At 74.7% G+C, this 18,487-nt stretch carries 3 protein-coding genes; 1 reads left to right on the top strand and 2 read right to left on the bottom strand.

Annotation, left to right across the window (positions count from 1 at the left end; all coding sequences use genetic code 11):
- Positions 1 to 419 precede the first annotated feature (419 nt).
- A complete protein-coding gene (locus AB0A74_RS33235) occupies positions 420 to 3,446 on the top strand; it encodes a S8 family serine peptidase (RefSeq protein ID WP_358255769.1) in 3,027 nt (1,008 codons plus the stop codon).
- Between the two features lie 125 nt (positions 3,447 to 3,571).
- Here AB0A74_RS33235 and AB0A74_RS33230 read toward each other — a convergent pair whose 3' ends face one another.
- Positions 3,572 to 9,517 carry a thioester reductase domain-containing protein gene (locus tag AB0A74_RS33230; RefSeq protein ID WP_358255767.1) on the bottom strand — a complete coding sequence of 1,982 codons (5,946 nt, stop codon included), beginning with the start codon at positions 9,515 to 9,517 and terminating at the stop codon, positions 3,572 to 3,574.
- A 21-nt stretch (positions 9,518 to 9,538) separates the two neighbouring features.
- Positions 9,539 to 18,481: an SDR family NAD(P)-dependent oxidoreductase gene (locus AB0A74_RS33225; RefSeq protein WP_358255765.1), complete on the bottom strand. Its 8,943-nt coding sequence runs from the start codon at positions 18,479 to 18,481 to the stop codon at positions 9,539 to 9,541.
- Positions 18,482 to 18,487: the final 6 nt, after the last annotated feature.

Genomic DNA, 18,487 nt, shown 5'->3' with positions numbered 1-18,487 from the left:
AGGGAGAAGGGTGGTTGCCTCCGGCAGGCCGTACGGGGAACGAACCGACGCCCTTCCACCCCCGGGGGCCTGCCGCGCGGCGAGCGCCGCTTTTAATCCCTTCGCTCTTCGCTTTCACTTCCGCCTAGCCCAAAGGCAACGCCCAAGCCCACCCACCCCGTACAGCTCCCCAGAAGCGGCAACCGCCCAGGTGTTGCCGCACCACTTCTGGAGGGTTGATGTCCCACTGGGGGACCAGGCTCACCCTGCTAGCCGCCGCACTAGCCACCCACACCGCCACAGCCACCACACCAGTCACAGCGGTCACAACCGACACAGATGGCACAACGGCGGCCACTCCGGTCACCACAGCACCCCTCGGCCCCACGATCACCCTCATCACCGGCGACAAAGTCACCCTGGGCACCACCCCCGACGGCGTGATCGTCAAAGCCGCCCGAGGACGCGAGCACATCGGCTTCACGTCCCGAACCGACGTCCGGGGCGACGTCCACGTGATCCCCCACGACGCCGTCACCGGCCTGACCCGCAAGCAACTGGACCCGCGGCTGTTCAACGTCAGCGAGCTACTCCGAGCCGGCTACGACGACGCCTCCCGCGACGAGCTACCCCTGATCGTCCGGCACCCGAATCCCACCGGCGCCCGAACCGCCAACGGCCGCGCGCTCAACGCCCTCAACGCCCAGGCGCTGTCCATCCCGCGCGACCCCACCTTCTGGACCACCGCCCAAGACGCCGAGCACATCTGGCTGGACGGCCGGGTCCGAGCCCACCTCGACACCTCGGTCCCGCAGATCAACGCACCCACCGCCTGGGCCGCCGGCCACACCGGCGCGGGCACCACGGTCGCCGTCCTGGACACCGGCATCGACCAGAACCACCCCGACCTCCAGGACGCGGTGAGCAACGCCCACAACTTCACCGACTCCGACACCGCAGACGACCGAGTCGGCCACGGCACACACGTCGCCTCCACCATCACCGGCGGCTCCACCACCGACGGCTCAACCACCGGCGGCTCCACCACCTACCGGGGCGTCGCCCCAGACGCCAAGCTGCTCAACGCCAAGGTCCTCGACGACCGCGGCTACGGCCAGGACTCCTGGATCATCGCCGGCATGGAGTGGGCCGCCGCCAACGGCGCGGACGTGGTCAACATGAGCCTCGGCTCGCCCATGCCCAGCGACGGCACCGACCCGCTCTCCCAAGCGGTCAACCGGATCACCGCCGAACACGACACGCTCTTCGTCATCGCCGCCGGCAACTCCGGCGGCCTGATCGGCAGCCCGGGAGCCGCCGACGCCGCGCTGACCGTCGGATCGGTCGACAAGAGCGACAAGCTCGCCGCCACCTCCAGCCGGGGCCGCGTGGACGGCGTGATCAAGCCCGACATCACCGCCCCCGGCGTGGACATCACGGCCGCCAAGGCCGGCGGCGGGTACATCGCCCACTCCGGCACCTCCATGGCCACCCCGCACGTCGCGGGCGCGGCGGCGGTCCTGGCCGGGAAGCACCCCGACTGGCGGCCGGACCAGCTCAAAGCCGCGCTGATGGGCACGGCCAAACCGAACGGCGGCATCTTCGAGCAGGGCGCGGGCCGCGTGGACCTCGGCAAGGCCGCCACCACCGACCTCACCGCCGACGTGGGCAGCCTCAGCCTCGGCACGGCCCAGTGGCCGCACCACGACGACCAGCCGATCACCAGAACGATCACCTACACCAACACGGGCCCGCACCCCATCACCCTCGACCTGACCGCCGACGTCACCGACCCGCACGGCACCCCGGCCCCACCCGCCATGTTCACCTTCTCCCCCGCCCGCCTCACGGTGCCCGCCGGCGGCAGTGCCGCCACCACCGCCACCGCCGACACCCGCGTCAACGCACCAGACGGCGTCTACAGCGGGACCATCACGGCAACCGGCGACGGACACACCACACGCACACCCATCACCATCACCCGCGAGGTCGAGAGCTACAACGTCACCGTCAAGGTCCTGGACCACCACGGATCCCCGACCGACAAGTACTTCTTCAGCTTCGTGGACGTCAACAACCGCAGGTCGCACCACAACCATGACCCGTCCGGCACCGTGACAACCCGGGTGTCCAAGGGCGAGTTCTACTTCTCCGCCTTCGTGCAAACCCAAACAGCCGACCGCAACTACACCAACGCCGAGTTCGTCGAACCCGCGTTCACCGTCACCGCCGACACCCAGCTCACCCTGGACGCGCGCGAGGCCAAGCAGGTCGAGTTCCGGACCGACCAGCCCAACGCCAGGACCGGCAACGCCAAGTACCGGTTCCGGATGAAGACCGCCTGGGGCGAGCTGAGCGCCACCAGCCACATCCCGAACTACGACCAGTTCACCTTCAAGCCGTCCACGACCGCCGCGCCGGACCGCTTCACCTTCACCGCCGAAGCCCGCCTGGGCGAGTGGACCGGCACGACGTTCACCGGCAGCCCGTACCTCTACCACCTGCGGCGCACCGAAAACGGTGCGATCCCGCACGACCTCCGGTGGCGCTACCGCGACGCCGACCTGGCCAAGGTCAGGTCCGAGCACGCGGCGGCCACGCCCAACGTCGTCGGCTTTCGGGAGAACTTCCTGGTCATCCCCCTCCCCGGCACGCTCACCGAGTACTACACGCCGGACGAGCCGTGGGACGGCCAGTTCATCGAGATGGTGGACCCGGACCGGTTCGACTTCGTCTCCGTGGTCGACCAGTCCCGCCCGCGCAGCTTCCCGCGCGGTCGCACCACCACCGAGCGCTGGAACACCGGCGTGTTCTCGCCCGCGTTCCCGACCGGCTCGGACGGCCCGCTGTACTTCGCGGCCCGCATCGGCGACCACACGCGGTTCGTGGTGCCGATGTTCACCGACAACAACAGGGGCCGCTCCGGTTCGGCCAACGCCGAGGGCACCACGACCCTCTCCCACAACGGCACCACGATCGGCGAGTACCCCTCCCCCGGCCTGGGCGTGTTCAAGGTCGGCCCGGAGCGGGCCCGGTACACCCTGCGCACCACCGCCGACCGCTCCACCTACGCCCGACTGTCCACAAAGGTCACGGCGGAGTGGACCTTCACCTCCGAGAGCACCGGCACGGACACCCCGGCCCTGCTCCCACTGCTCGCCGCCCGCTTCACCCCCGACCTCGACAACACCAACGCCGCCAAAGCGGGCCGCCCCTTCACCATCCCGCTGCACGTGCAACGCAACGGCACCACCGACACCGGCCGCGTGAACACCCCCACCGTCGAGGTCTCCTACGACGACGGCACGACCTGGCACCGCGCCCCGGTGACCCGCAACCACGCGCAGTGGCAGGCGATCGCCTTCCACCCGGCGGACGCGAAGTTCGTGTCCCTGCGCTCCAAGGTCACCGACCCGGACGGCAACGCCCAGCACCAGACCATCATCCGCGCCTACGCCCTCAACTGAGAAGGACGCCCCCGGACCACCACGGCCCGGGGGCGTCCCCCACACCACTACAGTCCGGGGGCGTCCCCACACCACCACCACACTGCCACCACACTGCCACCACACTGCCACCACACTGCCCCGGCTCACACCGCCGGGTAGTACCCGGTCTCCGCGAAGAACCGGATGTAGGTGTCCACCAGCGAACCCGTGATCGGCGGGCACGCGATCCCGGTCCCCGCCAACGCCTCCTCCGTCCCCGACACGTCCACCAGCGGGTAGAACCCGGTGTTGTCGGCCACCATCAGCTCGAACGCGTCCAGCAACGGGATCAGCGCGTTGTCCCGGTCGGCCAGCACGCGCCGCCGCCACTCCTCCCGCGGCAACTCCTCCAGCACGTACCCGTGCGCCCGCAGCCGCGACACGATCTCGCGCCAGCTCGCCCGACCCGGGTTGTAGACGTGGAAGACGCCACCCGAGGTCGCCGACAGCGCCACCACCGCGGCCGCCGCGTAGTCCACCGGCACCATCGGCACCGACCCGTCCAGGTCCGCGGGCACCGCACCGGCCTGCACCAGGCCCTTGGTGGTCAGCCACACGAAGTCCCGGGTCTGGCAGGCCCCGTTCACCTGGTCGCCGGACACCAGGTCCACCCGGTACACCTGCACCGGCAGACCCCGCTCCCGCGCCTGCCCGATCAACGACTCCGCGACCCACTTGCTGCGCAGGTACCCGCTGGGCAACGCGGTCGGCGGCCCGGTCGGGTCGTCCACCGCCAGCGGCACCCCGGGCTCCCGCGCACCCGCGAAGACGCCGGTCGTGGACAGGTGGTGCACCGGCACCGTCCGATGCCGCGCGGCCAACCTCAGGACCTCGTGCGTGCCACCGACGTTCGACGCCCGCAGCTCCGCGTACGGCCGCAGCCAGTTCACCGTGGCGCCCGCGTGGTAGACCGCGTCCACCGTGCGCGCCAACGAGTCGAAGACCTCCTCGGACAAGCCCAGCCGCGGCGCGGACAGGTCACCGGGCACGACCCGCAACCGAGCGGGGTCAACGCCGTCCCACAGCCGGTACCAGCGCAGGTTCGCCTCGATCCGGCGCAACCCCTCGCCGGCGTCCTCCGCCCGCACCAGGCAGTGCACGGTGGCGTCGGACGTGATCAGCAGCTCGCGCAGCAGGAACGCCCCGAGGAACCCGGTCGCGCCGGTCAGCAGCACGTGGTCCGGCGCGGACACGGTCGTCACGACCTCCGCCGCCGGCCGGACGTCGTCGGCCAGCTCGACCGCGTAGTCCACGTCGGCGTCCCCGGACGCGCCGGCCAGGAACGCCGCCAGCGCGCCGGGCGTCGGGTGGTCGAACACGACCGTCGCGGGCAGGACCAGGTTCGCGGCGGCGGCCACCCGGTTGCGCAGCTCCACCGACAGCAACGAGTCGAAACCCAGGTCCGGGAACGGCTTGTCGGGCACCTCTCCCGACAGCCCGAGCACCGCCGCCACCTCGCGACGGACCAGCTCCGCCACCGCGCGCCGCCGCTCGGCCGGCGTCAGCTCGGCGAGGTCCGGGGCCGGGGCGCCGGTGCGAGCGGCCGGGCGGGTCGTCGGCAGCAGGGTGCGCAGCAGCGGCGGCACCTGGTCCGGTCGCGCCCGCAGGGCCGCGAGGTCCAGCGGCGCGCCCAGCACCGCGGGCTCCCCGGACGCGACGGCGGCGTCCAGCATCGCCAGGCCGCGCGCGGTCTCCACGGGCCGGAAGCCCGCCCGCGCGATGCGGGCCCGGTCCACGTCGCCGAGCGCGGCGGTGATGCCGCTGGCCTCCGCCCACAGGCCCCACGCCACGGCGGTGGCGGGCAGCCCGAGGGCCGCGCGGTGGGCGGCCAGGCCGTCGAGGTGGGCGTTCGCGGCGGCGTAGTTGCCCTGGCCCGCGCCGCCGATGACGCCCGCGATGGACGAGAAGAGCACGAACGCGGACAGGTCGTGGTCGCGGGTCAGCTCGTGCAGGTGCCACGCGGCGTCGGCCTTGGGCCGCAACACGGTGGACAGCCGTTCCGGCGTCAACGCGTCCAGCAGGGCGTCATCGGTGACACCCGCGGTGTGCACGACGGCGCTCAACCGCAGGTCCCCGACCGCCGCGCGCAACTGCTCCCGGTCGGCGGCGTCGCAGGCCACCACCCGAACGCGAGCCCCCAACCCGTTCAGCTCGGCGACCAGCTCCGCCGCCCCCGGCGAGTCCGGCCCCCGCCGGCTGGTCAGGACCAGCGTCTTCACGCCGTTGCGCGCCAGGTGCCGGGCGACGGCCGCACCCAACGTGCCCGTGCCACCGGTGATCAGCGCGGTGGTCCCCCACGCCGCCACCCCACCGGACACCCGACGCAACTTCGGCAGGTGCACAACGCCCTTGCGCACCACCGCCTGCGGCACGCCCGCCGCCACAACAGACGGGATCACGGCCTCCGACGACGGATCGTCGTCCACGTCGACCAGCACCACCCGCCCCGGCTGCTCGGACTGCGCCGACCGGGCCAGTCCCCACAGCGCCGCGCCGTCCACGTCCACGACGTCGCGCACCGCGCCCCGCGTCACCGCGACGAACGGCTCACCGGCCTGGAGGTCGGCCAACGCGGCCGCCGCCCGCTCGTGCAGGTCCCCACCCGGCGACCACCGCACCACGCGCGGCTGAACGTCCGACGGCGGCAACTCCACCGGCTCCCACACCACCCGCAACAGCGCGTCGTGCGGACGCATCAACGCTCCGGCGACCACCTCCGCGCCGACCTCCGCCAGCCGCACCGCGCCCACGCTGAGCACCGGCCCACCGGCCGGATCGGCGACCAGGAACCCGTCGCCATCCCGACGCACCCGCACCGCCGACGCGCCGACGGCGTGCAACTCGACATCCCGCCACTCGACCGCGTCCCAGGCACCCCACGCCCCCACCGCGTCCCCGGCACCCCACGCCCGCAACGCCGAGTCCAACAACGACGGGTGCAGCCGGAACCCGCCCGGGTCCACCGGCTCCACGTCGAGCCACTCGCCCGACGAAGACCACACCGCACGCGCCGGCGCCAACACGCCCTTCGCGTTCAACACCCACTCACCGCCGACTCGCGTGTGGACGGTCACCGCGCCCCCGGCCAACCGCACCTGCACCTGCACGTCACCGCGATCCGGCACGGCGACCGGCGCGGTCACCTCCAGGAACGCCAGGCGCGGCAGCCCGACCTCGTCCCCGGCCCGGATCGCCAACTCCACCAGCGCCGACGACGGCAGCACCGCCGCGCCGTGCACCCGGTGCCGAGCCAGCCACGGGTGCGACCGCAGCGACACCCGACCGGTGAACACGACCTCGTCCGCGCCGGCCACCGCGACCGCCGCGCCGAGCAACGGGTGCTCCGCCGCCTCGACCCCCAGCTCACCGGCGTCCACCGACTCGGCGTGCTCGACCCAGAACCGCTGCCGCTGGAACGGGTAGGTCGGCAGCAGCACGTGCCGCCCGCGGCCCGCGAAGAACTTCGCCCAGTCCACGGCCACGCCGTGCCCGTGCAGCGCGCCCAACGCCCCCACGAGCGACCTGGGCTGCAACGGCACCGCCACGGCCGTGTCCGCGGTGTCGCGGACCATCGGCGTGAGGACCGCGTCCGGCCCGACCTCGACGAAGGTCGTCACGCCCTCCTTGGCCAGCGCCCGCACGCAGTCCGCGAACCGCACCGCCGAGCGCACGTGCCGCACCCAGTAGTCCGGCGACCGCAGCAGCTCGCTGCCCGCCAGTTCGCCGGTCACGTTGGACACGACGGGGATCGTCGGCGCGTGGTAGGTGATCCGGGCCGCGACCTCCCGGAACGGCTCCAGCGCCGGGTCCATGCGCGGCGAGTGGAACGCGTGGCTCACGGTGAGCCGCTTGGTCTTGCGCCCCCGCGCCCGCAGCTCGGCCGCGACCGCCAGCACGGCCTCCTCGTCCCCGGACACCACGACCGCGGCGGGCCCGTTGACCGCGGCGATCCCGACCTCCGGGGACAGCAGCGGCTCGACCTCCGCGGGCGGCGCGGCCACCGCGACCATCGCGCCACCGGCGGGCAGGTCGCCGATCAGCCGGGCGCGCGCCGCGACCAGCGTGCAGGCGTCCTCCAGGGAGAACACGCCGGCGACGTGCGCGGCGGTCAGCTCGCCCAGCGAGTGGCCCGCCACGTAGTCCGGCCGCACGCCCCACGACTCCAGCAGCCGGAACAGCGCCACCTCGAACGCGAACAGCGCGGGCTGGGTGTACCGGGTCTCGTGCAGCAGGTCCGACGAGCCGAAGACCACGTCCCGCAGGGGCGTCGGCAGGTGCGGGTCGAGCAGTGCGCACACCGCGTCGAACGCCTCGGCGAACACCGGGTGCCGCTCGTGCAGGTCCCGGCCCATCCGGGCGCGCTGCGCGCCCTGCCCGGTGAACACGAACGCCACCCGGCCGTCCTGCGGGGTCACGCCGCCGTCGAACGCGTCCAGCGCCGCCAGCAGCCCCTCCCGGTCGGCCGCGACGACCGCGCCGCGGTGCTCCAGCGCGCCCCGGCCGGTGGCCAGGGTGTTCGCCACGTCCACCAGCGGCACGTCCGAGCCGGCCACGAAGTCGCGCAGCCGGGAAGCCTGCTCCCGCAACGCCTCCGTGCTGCGCGCCGAGAGCAGGAACGGCAGCTCACCGTCGTGCGGCACGATCGGCGCGGGCTCCTCCGGCACGTGCTCCAGCACGACGTGCGCGTTGGTGCCGCTGACCCCGAACGACGACACCGCCGCCCGCCGGGGCCGCCCGGTCACCGGCCACTCGCGCGCCTCGCGCAGCAGCTCCACCGACCCGGACGTCCAGTCCACCACCGGGGTCGGCTCGTCCACGTGCAGGGTGCGCGGCGCGACGCCGTGCCGCATCGCCTCCACGACCTTGATCACGCCACCGACGCCGGCGGCGGCCACGCTGTGCCCGATGTTGGACTTCAGCGACCCGAGCAGCAACGGCGTGGTGCGGCCCCGGCCGTAGGTGGCCAGCAGCGCCTGGGCCTCGATCGGGTCGCCCAGCCGGGTGCCGGTGCCGTGCGCCTCGACCAGGTCCACGTCCGACGCGGACAGCCGGGCGTCCTCCAGAGCGGCCTTGATCACGCGTTCCTGCGCCGGCCCGTTGGGCGCGGTGAGGCCGTTGGACGCGCCGTCCTGGTTGACCGCCGTGCCGTTGACCAAGGCCAGCACCGGGTGGCCGTGGCGGCGGGCGTCGGAGAGCCGTTCGAGCAGGAGCAGGCCCACGCCCTCGGACCAGCCGGTGCCGTCGGCCGCCGCCGCGAAGGACTTGCACCGGCCGTCGGGCGCGAGGCCGCGCTGGCGGGAGAAGTCCACGTACCCGGTGGGCGAGCCGTACACCGTGGCCCCGCCCGCGACCGCCAGCGCCGACTCCCCCGACCGCAGCGACCGCACCGCGAGGTGCAGCGCCACCAGCGACGACGAGCACGCCGTGTCCACGGTGACCGCCGGGCCCTCCAGCCCGAAGGCGTAGGCGATCCGGCCGGACGCGACGCTGCCGAGCTTGCCGGTCATGAGGAAGCCCTCCAGCTCCTCCGGCCCGGCCAGCCCCAGGTAGCTCTGCTCCCCCACGCCGGCGAACACGCCCGTGCGGCTGCCCTTGAGCGCCGCGGGGTCGATGCCGGCGCGCTCGAACAGCTCCCACGCGGTCTCCAGCAGCACCCGTTGCTGCGGGTCCATGCCCAGCGCCTCGCGCGGCGAGATGCCGAAGAACGCGGCGTCGAACTCCGTGGCGTGGTCGAGGAACCCGCCCTCGCGGGTGTAGGAGCGGCCGGGCACGCCGGGTTCCGGGTCGTAGAGCCGGTCGGTGTCCCAGCCCCGGTCGGCCGGCCACGGCGTGATGCCGTCGCCGCCCTCGGCGACCAGCCGCCACAGGTCGTCGGGCGAGTTCACCCCGCCCGGGTAGCGGCACGCGGTGGCCACGATCGCGATCGGCTCGGGCGTCTCCAGCTCGGCGATCCGCCGCCGGGCCTGTTGCAGGTCCGCGGTCACCCACTTCAGGTAGTCGACCAGCCGCTCCTCGTTGGTCGCGGCGGGGTTGGACACGGGCTTGGACACAACAAGTTCCCCCTGGGTCGTTCAGCTCGTGGCGCGACCGAGCTGGTGGTCGATGAAGTCGAACAGGTCGGCGGTCGAGTCGAACTCGGTGCGGACGGGCTCCGGCTCGGGCTCGGGGTCGCCGAGCCGCGCCAGCAGCGCGCGCAGCCGCACCGCCACCTCGGCCCGCCGCTCGCCGTCGGCGTCGGTCAGCGCCGCCTCCAGCGCGTCCAGCTCGTCGGGCGCGGCGGCGGGCGCCAGGCGCTCCAGCAGGACGCCGGTGAGCGCGGCGGGCGTCGGGTGGTCGAACAGCAGCGTCGCCGCCAGCGGGACGCCGGTCTCGGCCACCAGCCGGTTGCGCAGGTCCACGGCGGTCAGCGAGTCGAACCCGAGGTCGCTGAACGGCTTGTCGAGGTCGATCCGGCGCGGGTCGCCGTGCCCGAGGACGGCGGCGACCTGCGTGCGCACCACGTCCGCCACGACCCGCTCGCGGTCGCCGTCCAGGAGCCGTTCGGCCAGCGGGACGCGCCGGGCGGGGCGCACGAGGTCGCCCAGCAACGCCGTCCGGGGCAGGGCGGACAGCGGTGCCGCCACCACGGCCGGCCGGTCGGTGAGCACCAGCTCGCCCACGACCGCCGCGCCGGGCAGGCCGTCGGCGTGCCGCTGCCGGGCCAACGCCTCCATGAACGCCGTGCCGGCCGCGTGGTGCGCCGACCCGACCTCGTCCACAGTGGACACGAACACCAGCTCGGCGGCCACGGTCGTGTGCAGCTCCCACGCCCGGTCCACGGTCTCGCGCAACGCGTCCGCCAGCAGGTCGTCGGTGAGCGCGGCGAGCACGGCCTTGGCGGGCCGCTCGGGCCGCAGCACGACCGCGTCGCCGACCGGCCGGGTGTCGGCCACGACCTTCGCCAGCCGGGGCGCGAACGCCCGCCCGTCGCGGAACACCACCTGCGGCTCGCCCGACGCCACCACGGCGGCGAGGTCGCCCGGGGTGCCGCCGACCAGCACGATCCGGCCCGGCGCCTCCAGTTGGGCGGCCCGCACCAGGCCCCAGACCGCCGCCACCCCGGGGTCGGCCGGGTCGGGCGTGAGCACGACCAGCCCGGCGTCGCCGGTGGCCCGCGCGCGCAGCTCGGCCAGCACGCGCCGGGTCTCGGTGTGGGCGGTGGTCACCGGGTCCGGCCCGGCGGTCACCCGGACCACGTCCGGCACGACCCCGCCGGCGGCGGGCAGCTCGACCGGCCGCCACACCACCTCGTAGAGCGGGACCCGGTTCAGGGCGCGGAACTCCACGTCCACCCGGGCGACCTCGCGCCCCCGCTCGTCGGTGAACAAGCCGTCCGCGAACCGGACCGCCGTGCCCGGCGCGGTGGCGCGCAGCCCCCGCCACACCACCGGGTCGGCGTCGTCGGGGTCCAGCAGCCCGAGGTCGACGCGGGCGTCCACCGCGGGTCCGGCGCGCAGGGTGCCGCGGGCCTGCTCGACCCACCCGTCCTGCCAGGCGTGCACCGCGACCGGGCGCGTGTCGCCGGCCGGTTCGCCGACCTGCACCTGCACCCGCCCGGCGCCGGGCAGCGCCGCGACGTCCAGGTCCACCACCGGGAACCCGACCTCGCGGCCCGCGTGCCACACCAGGTCGGCCACGTCCGCCCCGCCCAGCGGCGCGGTCGCGACGCCGGTGAACAGCACCTCGTCGCGCCCCGCCACCGGCACGGCCGCGTCCAGCACGGGGTGGCCGCTCGCCGAGCGCGGCCGGGTGGTCAGCCAGTACCGCTCGCGCTGGAACGGGTAGGTCGGCAGCTCGGCCCGGTCGCCGGGGAACACCGACCAGTCCACCGGGATCCCGCGCGCGTGCAGGTGGCCGAACAGCTCCACCGCCGTCCGGTGCTCCGACCGGTCCCGGCGCAGCGCCGGCACCGCCGCGGCGCCCTCGGGCAGCACGGCCGCCAGCAGACCGGTGAGCACGGCGTCGGGCCCCAGCTCCACGAACGTCGTCACGCCCGCCTCGACCAGCGCGGTGGCGGCGTCGTGGAACCGCACGGTGTCCCGCACGTGCCGCACCCAGTACTCCGGGTCGGCCCAGTCCGCGTCACCGCCGGTCACCGTGGACACGGCCGGGACCTCCGGCTGCCGGTAGGTCAACTCCCGCGCCACCGCGCGGAAGTCGGCCAGCATCGGGTCCATCAGCGGCGAGTGGAACGCGTGGCTCACGGTCAGCCGCGTGTGCCTGAAGCCCTCGGCGCACGCCAGCACCGCCTCCGCGACGCCGGACAGCACCACCGACCGCGGGCCGTTGACCGCCGCGATCGCGACGCCGTCGCGCAGCGCCAATTCCTCCGGCGCGGCCTGCACGGCGACCATCGCGCCACCCGCCGGCAACGCCTGCATCAACGCGCCGCGCGCCGCGACCAGCCGGGACGCGTCGGCCAGGGACAGCACCCCGGACACGTGCGCCGCCGCGATCTCGCCGATCGAGTGCCCGGCGACGACGTCGGGCCGCACGCCCCACGACTCCAGCAGCCGGGACAACGCCACCTCGACCGCGAACAGCGCGGGCTGCGCGGTCCCGGTGTCGTGCAGGCCCGCGCCGGACTCGATCGCCGCCCGCACCGGCAGGTGCGCGCAGACCTCCTCGAACGCCCGCGCGAACACCGGGAACGCCCGCGCCAGCTCCAGCCCCATGCCGACCCGCTGCGACCCCTGGCCGGTGAACACGAACGCCAGCCGCCCGTCGCGCGCCCGCGGCGGCACCACCGCGTGCGCGAGGTCGGCCGGGCTCTCGGCGGCGACGACGGCCCGGTGCTCCAGCAGCGCCCGGCCGGTGCCCAGGGTGTGCGCGAGGTCGGCCACCGGGACGTCCGTGCGCGCCAGGGCCTCGACCTGCGCGGTCAACGCCTCGGGCGTGCGGGCCGACACCACGACCGGCACCGGCCCGGCCGCCCGCTCGACGACCGCCGCCCCGGGCGCCTCCTCCAGCACGACGTGCGCGTTGGTGCCGCTGATGCCGAACGACGACACCGCGGCCCGGCGCGGCCGGTCGGCGGGCCACTCCCGGGGCTCGGTGAGCAGCTCGACGGCGGGGGTCCACGCCACGTGCGGGGACGGCTCGTCCACGTGCAGGGTGCGGGGCAGGACGCCGTGCCGCATCGCCTGGACCACCTTGATGATCCCGCCGACGCCGGCCGCCGCCTGCGTGTGGCCGATGTTGGACTTGAGCGACCCCAGCGCCAGCGGCCGGTCCCGCTCACCCCCGTACACCGCCAGCAGCGCCTCGGCCTCGATCGGGTCGCCCAGCGTCGTGCCGGTGCCGTGCGCCTCCACGGCGTCCACATCGGACGGTTCGAGACCGGCGGCGTGCAGGGCGGCCCGGATCACGCGTTGCTGCGCCGGGCCGTTGGGCGCGGTGAGGCCGTTGGACGCGCCGTCCTGGTTGACCGCCGTGCCGCGCACGACCGCCAGCACCCGGTGCCCGTTGCGCCGCGCGTCGGAGAGGCGTTCCACCAGCAGCACGCCCACGCCCTCGGACCACCCGGTGCCGTCGGCGGACGCGGCGAACGGCTTGCACCGCCCGTCCGGCGACAGCCCGCGCTGGCGCGAGAACTCCACGAACGCCGTGGGCGTGGCCATGACGGTCGCCCCGCCCGCCAGCGCCAGGTCGCACTCCCCGCGCCGCAGCGCGTTGACCGCCAGGTGCAGCGCCACCAGCGACGACGAGCACGCCGTGTCCACGGTGATCGCCGGACCCTCCAGGCCCAGCACGTAGGCCACGCGGCCGGACGCGACGCTGCCCGACGTTCCGCCGACCAGGTAGCCCTCCAGCTCGGGCGGCAGCGCGCCGCCCGTGCCGTAGTCGTGGTACATGAGGCCGGTGAACACGCCGGTCCGGCTGCCGCGCGCCCGCGCCGGGTCGATGCCCGCCCGTTCGAACGCCTCCCACGCGGTCTCCAGCAGCAGCCGTTGCTGCGGGTCGGTGGCCACGGCCTCGCGCGGGGACATGCCGAAGAACTCGGGGTCGAACAGGTCCGCCTCGTGCAGGAACCCGCCGTGGCGCGTGTAGGTCGTGCCGGGGTGCGCGGGGTCGGGGTGGTAGAGCGCGTCGAGGTCCCAGCCCCGGTTGACCGGGAACCCGCCGATGGCGTCCACCCCGTCCGCCACCAGCCGCCACAGGTCGTCCGGCGAGGTGACACCGCCCGGGTAGCGGCACGCCATGCCGACGATCGCGATGGGCTCGTCGTCGCCCGGGACCGCCCGCTCGGTCGCCGGGGGATCGGCCGGCACCAGGAGGCCCGCGAGGAACTCGGCCAGCGCGACCGGGGACGGGTGGTCGAACACCAGGGTCGTGGGCAGCCGCCGCCCGGTCGCCTCGGCGAGCCGGTTGCGCAGTTCGACGGCGGTCAGCGAGTCGAAGCCCAGTTCGGTGAACGCCCGCCTGGCCTCGATGCCCGACGGGTCGCCGTGGCCCAGGACGGCGGCGACGTGGGTGCGGACGAAGTCGGTCAGCGCCCGGACGTCGGTGGGCACCGCGCGCGGCGCGGCGGTGGCCCGGCGCGGCGCGAGTTCACGCAGGGCCGGGTGCGGGTCGTCGCGCAGGGCGGCGCGGTCGAGGCCGGTCACCGCCAGCACGGGCGCGCCGGTGGCCACGGCCGCGTCGAACGCGTTGAGCGCCTCCTCCACCGCGATGGGCCGCAGCCCGAGCCGCCGGATGCGCTTGCGGTCCACTTCGGACAGCCCGCCGGACAGCGCGCTGTCGGACTCCCACAGGCCCCACGCGAGCGAGGTCGCGGGCAGGCCCTCGGCGCGGCGGTGGGCGGCCAGGGCGTCGAGGAACGTGTTGCCCGCCGCGTAGTTCGCCTGCCCGGCCGTGCCGAGCACGCCGGCGATCGACGAGTACAGCACGAACGCCTCGACGTCACCGGCCAACTCGTGCAGGTTCCAGGCGGCGTCCACCTTGGGCCGCAGGACGTCGTCCACCTGCTCGGGGGTCAGCGCGTCCAGCACGCCGTCGTCCACCACGCCCGCCGCGTGCACGACGGCCGTCACCGGGTGCTCGGCCAGCACGGCGGCCAGCGCGTCCCGATCGGCCGCGTCGCACGCCACGGCGACGACTTCCGCGCCCTCGACCGCCGGGGCGGCGCCGCTGCGGCTGAGCAGGACGAGCTTGCGCGCCCGGTGCCGGGTGACCAGGTGCCGGGCGATCACGCCGCCCAGCGCGCCGCTCGCGCCGGTCACCAGGACGGTGTCCCAGGCGGGGCCGTCCTGCTCGGGGCGTTGCGCCGGGACCAGGACCTGCTCGACCGCCTCACCGTCGCGCAGCACGGCGAAGCGGCCCGGGTGCTCGGTCGCCGCGCTGCGGACCAGGCCGGGCAGGGTGGCGTGGGCGAGGTCGTCGGTCACCACGACGCCCAGCACACCCTCGCCGTCGGCGATCCACGCGCGCAGCTCGGCCAGGACTTCGTGCGTGACCCGGCGGGTGCGCTCGGGCAGGGTGCCTTCGCCCGGGTCCGCGTGCAGGACGCGGTCCACCTGGACCGGGGTCGTGCGCCAATCGGGGGTGAACAGCAGCTCGACCCCGGTCACCGGGCCGGACAACGGCCGCAGCGCCAGGTCCGCCGAGACGACGGGCGTGCCGGCGGCGTCGGCGAGCAGGACCGCGACCGAGTCGGGGCCCCGGCGCGTGAGCCGGACGCGCAGCGACGTGCCGGCGGTGCCGTGGAACCGGGCGTTGGACCAGGAGAACGGCATGCGCGCCGGTCCGTCCTGGACGACGCCGGGCAGCAGCGGGTGCAGGGCCGCGTCGAACAGCGCCGGGTGGACCGCGAAGCCGGCCTCCACGTCCGCCTCGACCTCGGCGAACAGCTCTCCGGTGGGCGCGTGCCACACCTTGCGCAGGGCGCGGAAGGTGTCGCCGTAGCCGTAGCCGTGCGCGTCGAGGCCGTCGTAGGACGCGGTGGTCTCGGTGCCGGCGGGCGGCCAGTCGGTGAGGTGGTCGGCCGGGAGGGGTTCGGTGTCGAGGACGCCGGTCGCGTGGCGGGTCCAGGGTTCGTCGTCCCGGCGGGAGTGGATCTCGACCGTGGTGTCCGTGCGGACGACCTGGACGGTGATCGAGCCGTCGGCCGGGACGACGAGTGGCGCGGACAGGGTCAGTTCGGCGACGTCGCCCGCGAGTTCGAGCAGGGCGGTGCCGGGGAGGACGACCGTGCCGTGCACGCGGTGGTCGGCCAGCCACGGGTGGGTGGCCAGGGACAGCCGGCCGGTGAGCACGGTCGAGCCGTCGGGCAGTTCGACCGCCGCGCCGAGCAGCGGGTGCCCGGAGGACCGCAGGCCGGCCGCCGACACGTCCCCGGCGCGGCGGACGGGCGTGAGCCAGAACCGCTTGCGCTGGAAGGCGTAGGTGGGCAGCGGGACCTTCCGCGCGCCTTCGAACACCGCTGCCCAGTCGGGGTCCACGCCCCGCACGTACAACTCCGCGAGCGCTTGCGCGACCGTTCGTGGCTCGTCGTGGTCGGCACGCAACAGCGGCACGGCCTTCACGTCGTCGTAGGCGGCAGCCGTCAACCCGGCCAACACGGCCTGCGGCCCCAGCTCGACAACCGTGCGGACACCTCTGTCCCGCAGGCTCTTCAGCGCATCGAAGAACCGAACCGGCTCCCGCACCTGGCGCACCCAGTACTCCGGGTCCGTCAGGTCGGCGTCCGCCCCGACCGTGGACACGATGGGGATCGTCGGATTGTTGAACGACACTCCCGCGACCACGGCCCGGAAGTCGTCCAGCATCGGGTCCATGAGCGGCGAGTGGAACGCGTGGCTCACCGAGAGCCGCTTCGTCCTCTTGTTCAACGATCCCACGTACCGCAGGACCGCGTCCTCGGCACCGGACAACACCACCGCACGCGGCCCGTTCACCGCCGCGACGGCGACGCCCTCCGGCAGGTCCAACTCGTCCTCGGCCGCCTCGACCGCGACCATCGCGCCACCGGCCGGCAGGGCTTGCATCAACCGACCACGCGCGGCGACGACGGCACAGGCGTCGGGCAGCGACAGGACGCCGGCCACGTGGGCGGCGGCGAGTTCGCCGATGGAGTGGCCGACGAGGAAGTCCGGGCGGACGCCCCACGACTCCAGCAGCCGGAACAACGCCACCTCGACCGCGAACAGGGCGGGCTGAGCGTTCCCGGTGAGGTCGAGGTCCACGCCCGACTCGACCACCTCGCGGACGGGCAGGTGCGCGCACACCTCCTCGAACGCCTTGGCGAAGACGGGGTGGGCCGCCGCCAACTCCAGCCCCATCCGGACGCGCTGCGCACCCTGGCCGGTGAACGCGAACGCCACCTTGCCACCCTCCGGCACCACCGCCACCGGCATGTCGGCCAGGTCGATCGACGCCGCCCGGTACGGCATGGGTGTGCGCATGGCAAGGGTGAACGCCGCATCCCGACCACGCACACCGGCCAGTCGACGGGCCTGCTCGGCCACAGCGTCCGGACTGCGCCCCGACAACACGAACGGCACGGGCGGCACGGGCGGCACGGGCACATCCCGCCCCGCCCCGCCCCCGGCCGCAACCCCGGCCCCCGAGGCGATCACCTCCTCATCGGCGGTGTCATCGGCGGCGGGATCCTCCAGGATCACGTGGGCGTTGGTGCCGCCGAAGCCGAAGGACGACACGCCCGCCCGGCGTGGCCGGTCGCCGCGCTCCCACGGCCGTTCCTCCTGCAACAGCTCGACCCCGCCGGCCGCCCAGTCGACGTGCCGGGTCGGCTCCGCGGCGTGCAGCGTGCGCGGCATCACGCCGTGCCGCATCGCCTGCACCACCTTGATGATCCCGCCGACCCCCGCCGCCGCCTGCGCGTGCCCGATGTTCGACTTCAACGACCCCAGCCACACCGGCTCGGCACGGCCCCGCCCGTACGTCGCCAGCACCGCCCGCGCCTCGATCGGGTCGCCCAACGTCGTCCCCGTGCCGTGCGCCTCCACCAGGTCGATGTCCGAAGTGGACAACCCCGCCGACGCCAGCGCCGCCCGGATCACCCGCTCCTGCGCCGGGCCGTTGGGCGCGGTCAGGCCGTTGGACGCGCCGTCGGAGTTCACCGCGCTGCCGCGCACCACCGCCAGCACCGGGTGACCGTTGGCCACCGCGTCCGACAGCCGCTCCAGCAGCAGCACCCCGACGCCCTCGGCCCACCCGGTGCCGTCGGCGTGGTCGGAGAACGACTTGCACCGCCCGTCCGACGCCAACCCGCGCAGCCGCGAGAACTCGATGAACGCGGTCGGCGTGGACATCACGGTCGCCCCGCCCGCCAACGCCAGCGAGCACTCCCCGCGCCGCAGCGCCGCCGCCGCCAGGTGCACCGCGACCAGGGACGACGAGCACGCCGTGTCCACGGTCAGGGTGGGCCCCTCCAGCCCGAACGTGTAGGCCAGCCGCCCGGACGCGATGCTGCCCGCGCTGCCGCTGAACAGGTAGCCCTCGACGTCGTCGGGCGGCAGGTCCGGCCGCGACCCGTAGTCGTTGTACATGACTCCGACGAACACGCCGGTCCGGCTGCCGCGCAACGACTCCGGGTCGATGCCCGCGCTCTCGACGCTCTCCCACCCCGTCTCCAGCAGCAGCCGTTGCTGCGGGTCCACGGCCAGCGCCTCGCGCGGCGACAGGCCGAAGAACGCCGCGTCGAACCGGTCGGCGTCGTGCAGGAACCCGCCGTGCCCGCTGGTGGACCGGCCGGCCCGCTCGGGGTCGGGGTCCACCAGGTCCGCGGGCCAGCCGCGGTTGGTCGGGAACGCCGAGACCGCGTCCCGGCCCTCCGCGACCAGCCGCCACAGCTCGTCCGGCGTGCCCACCCCGCCCGGGTACCGGCAGGCCATGCCGACGATCGCGATCGGCTCCTGCTCCCGGTCCTCGACCTCCTTGAGCCGCCGGCGGGCGTCGCGCGCCTCGGCGATCGCCTTCTTCAGGTAGTCCCGGAGCTTGTCTTCGTCAGCCACTTTCTC

This window comes from Saccharothrix sp. NPDC042600, assembly GCF_040647305.1.
Lineage (GTDB): Bacteria > Actinomycetota > Actinomycetes > Mycobacteriales > Pseudonocardiaceae > Actinosynnema > Actinosynnema mutabilis.
Note: the sequence above shows the minus strand (reverse complement) of the source record. Positions and strands in the feature narration are given on the sequence as shown.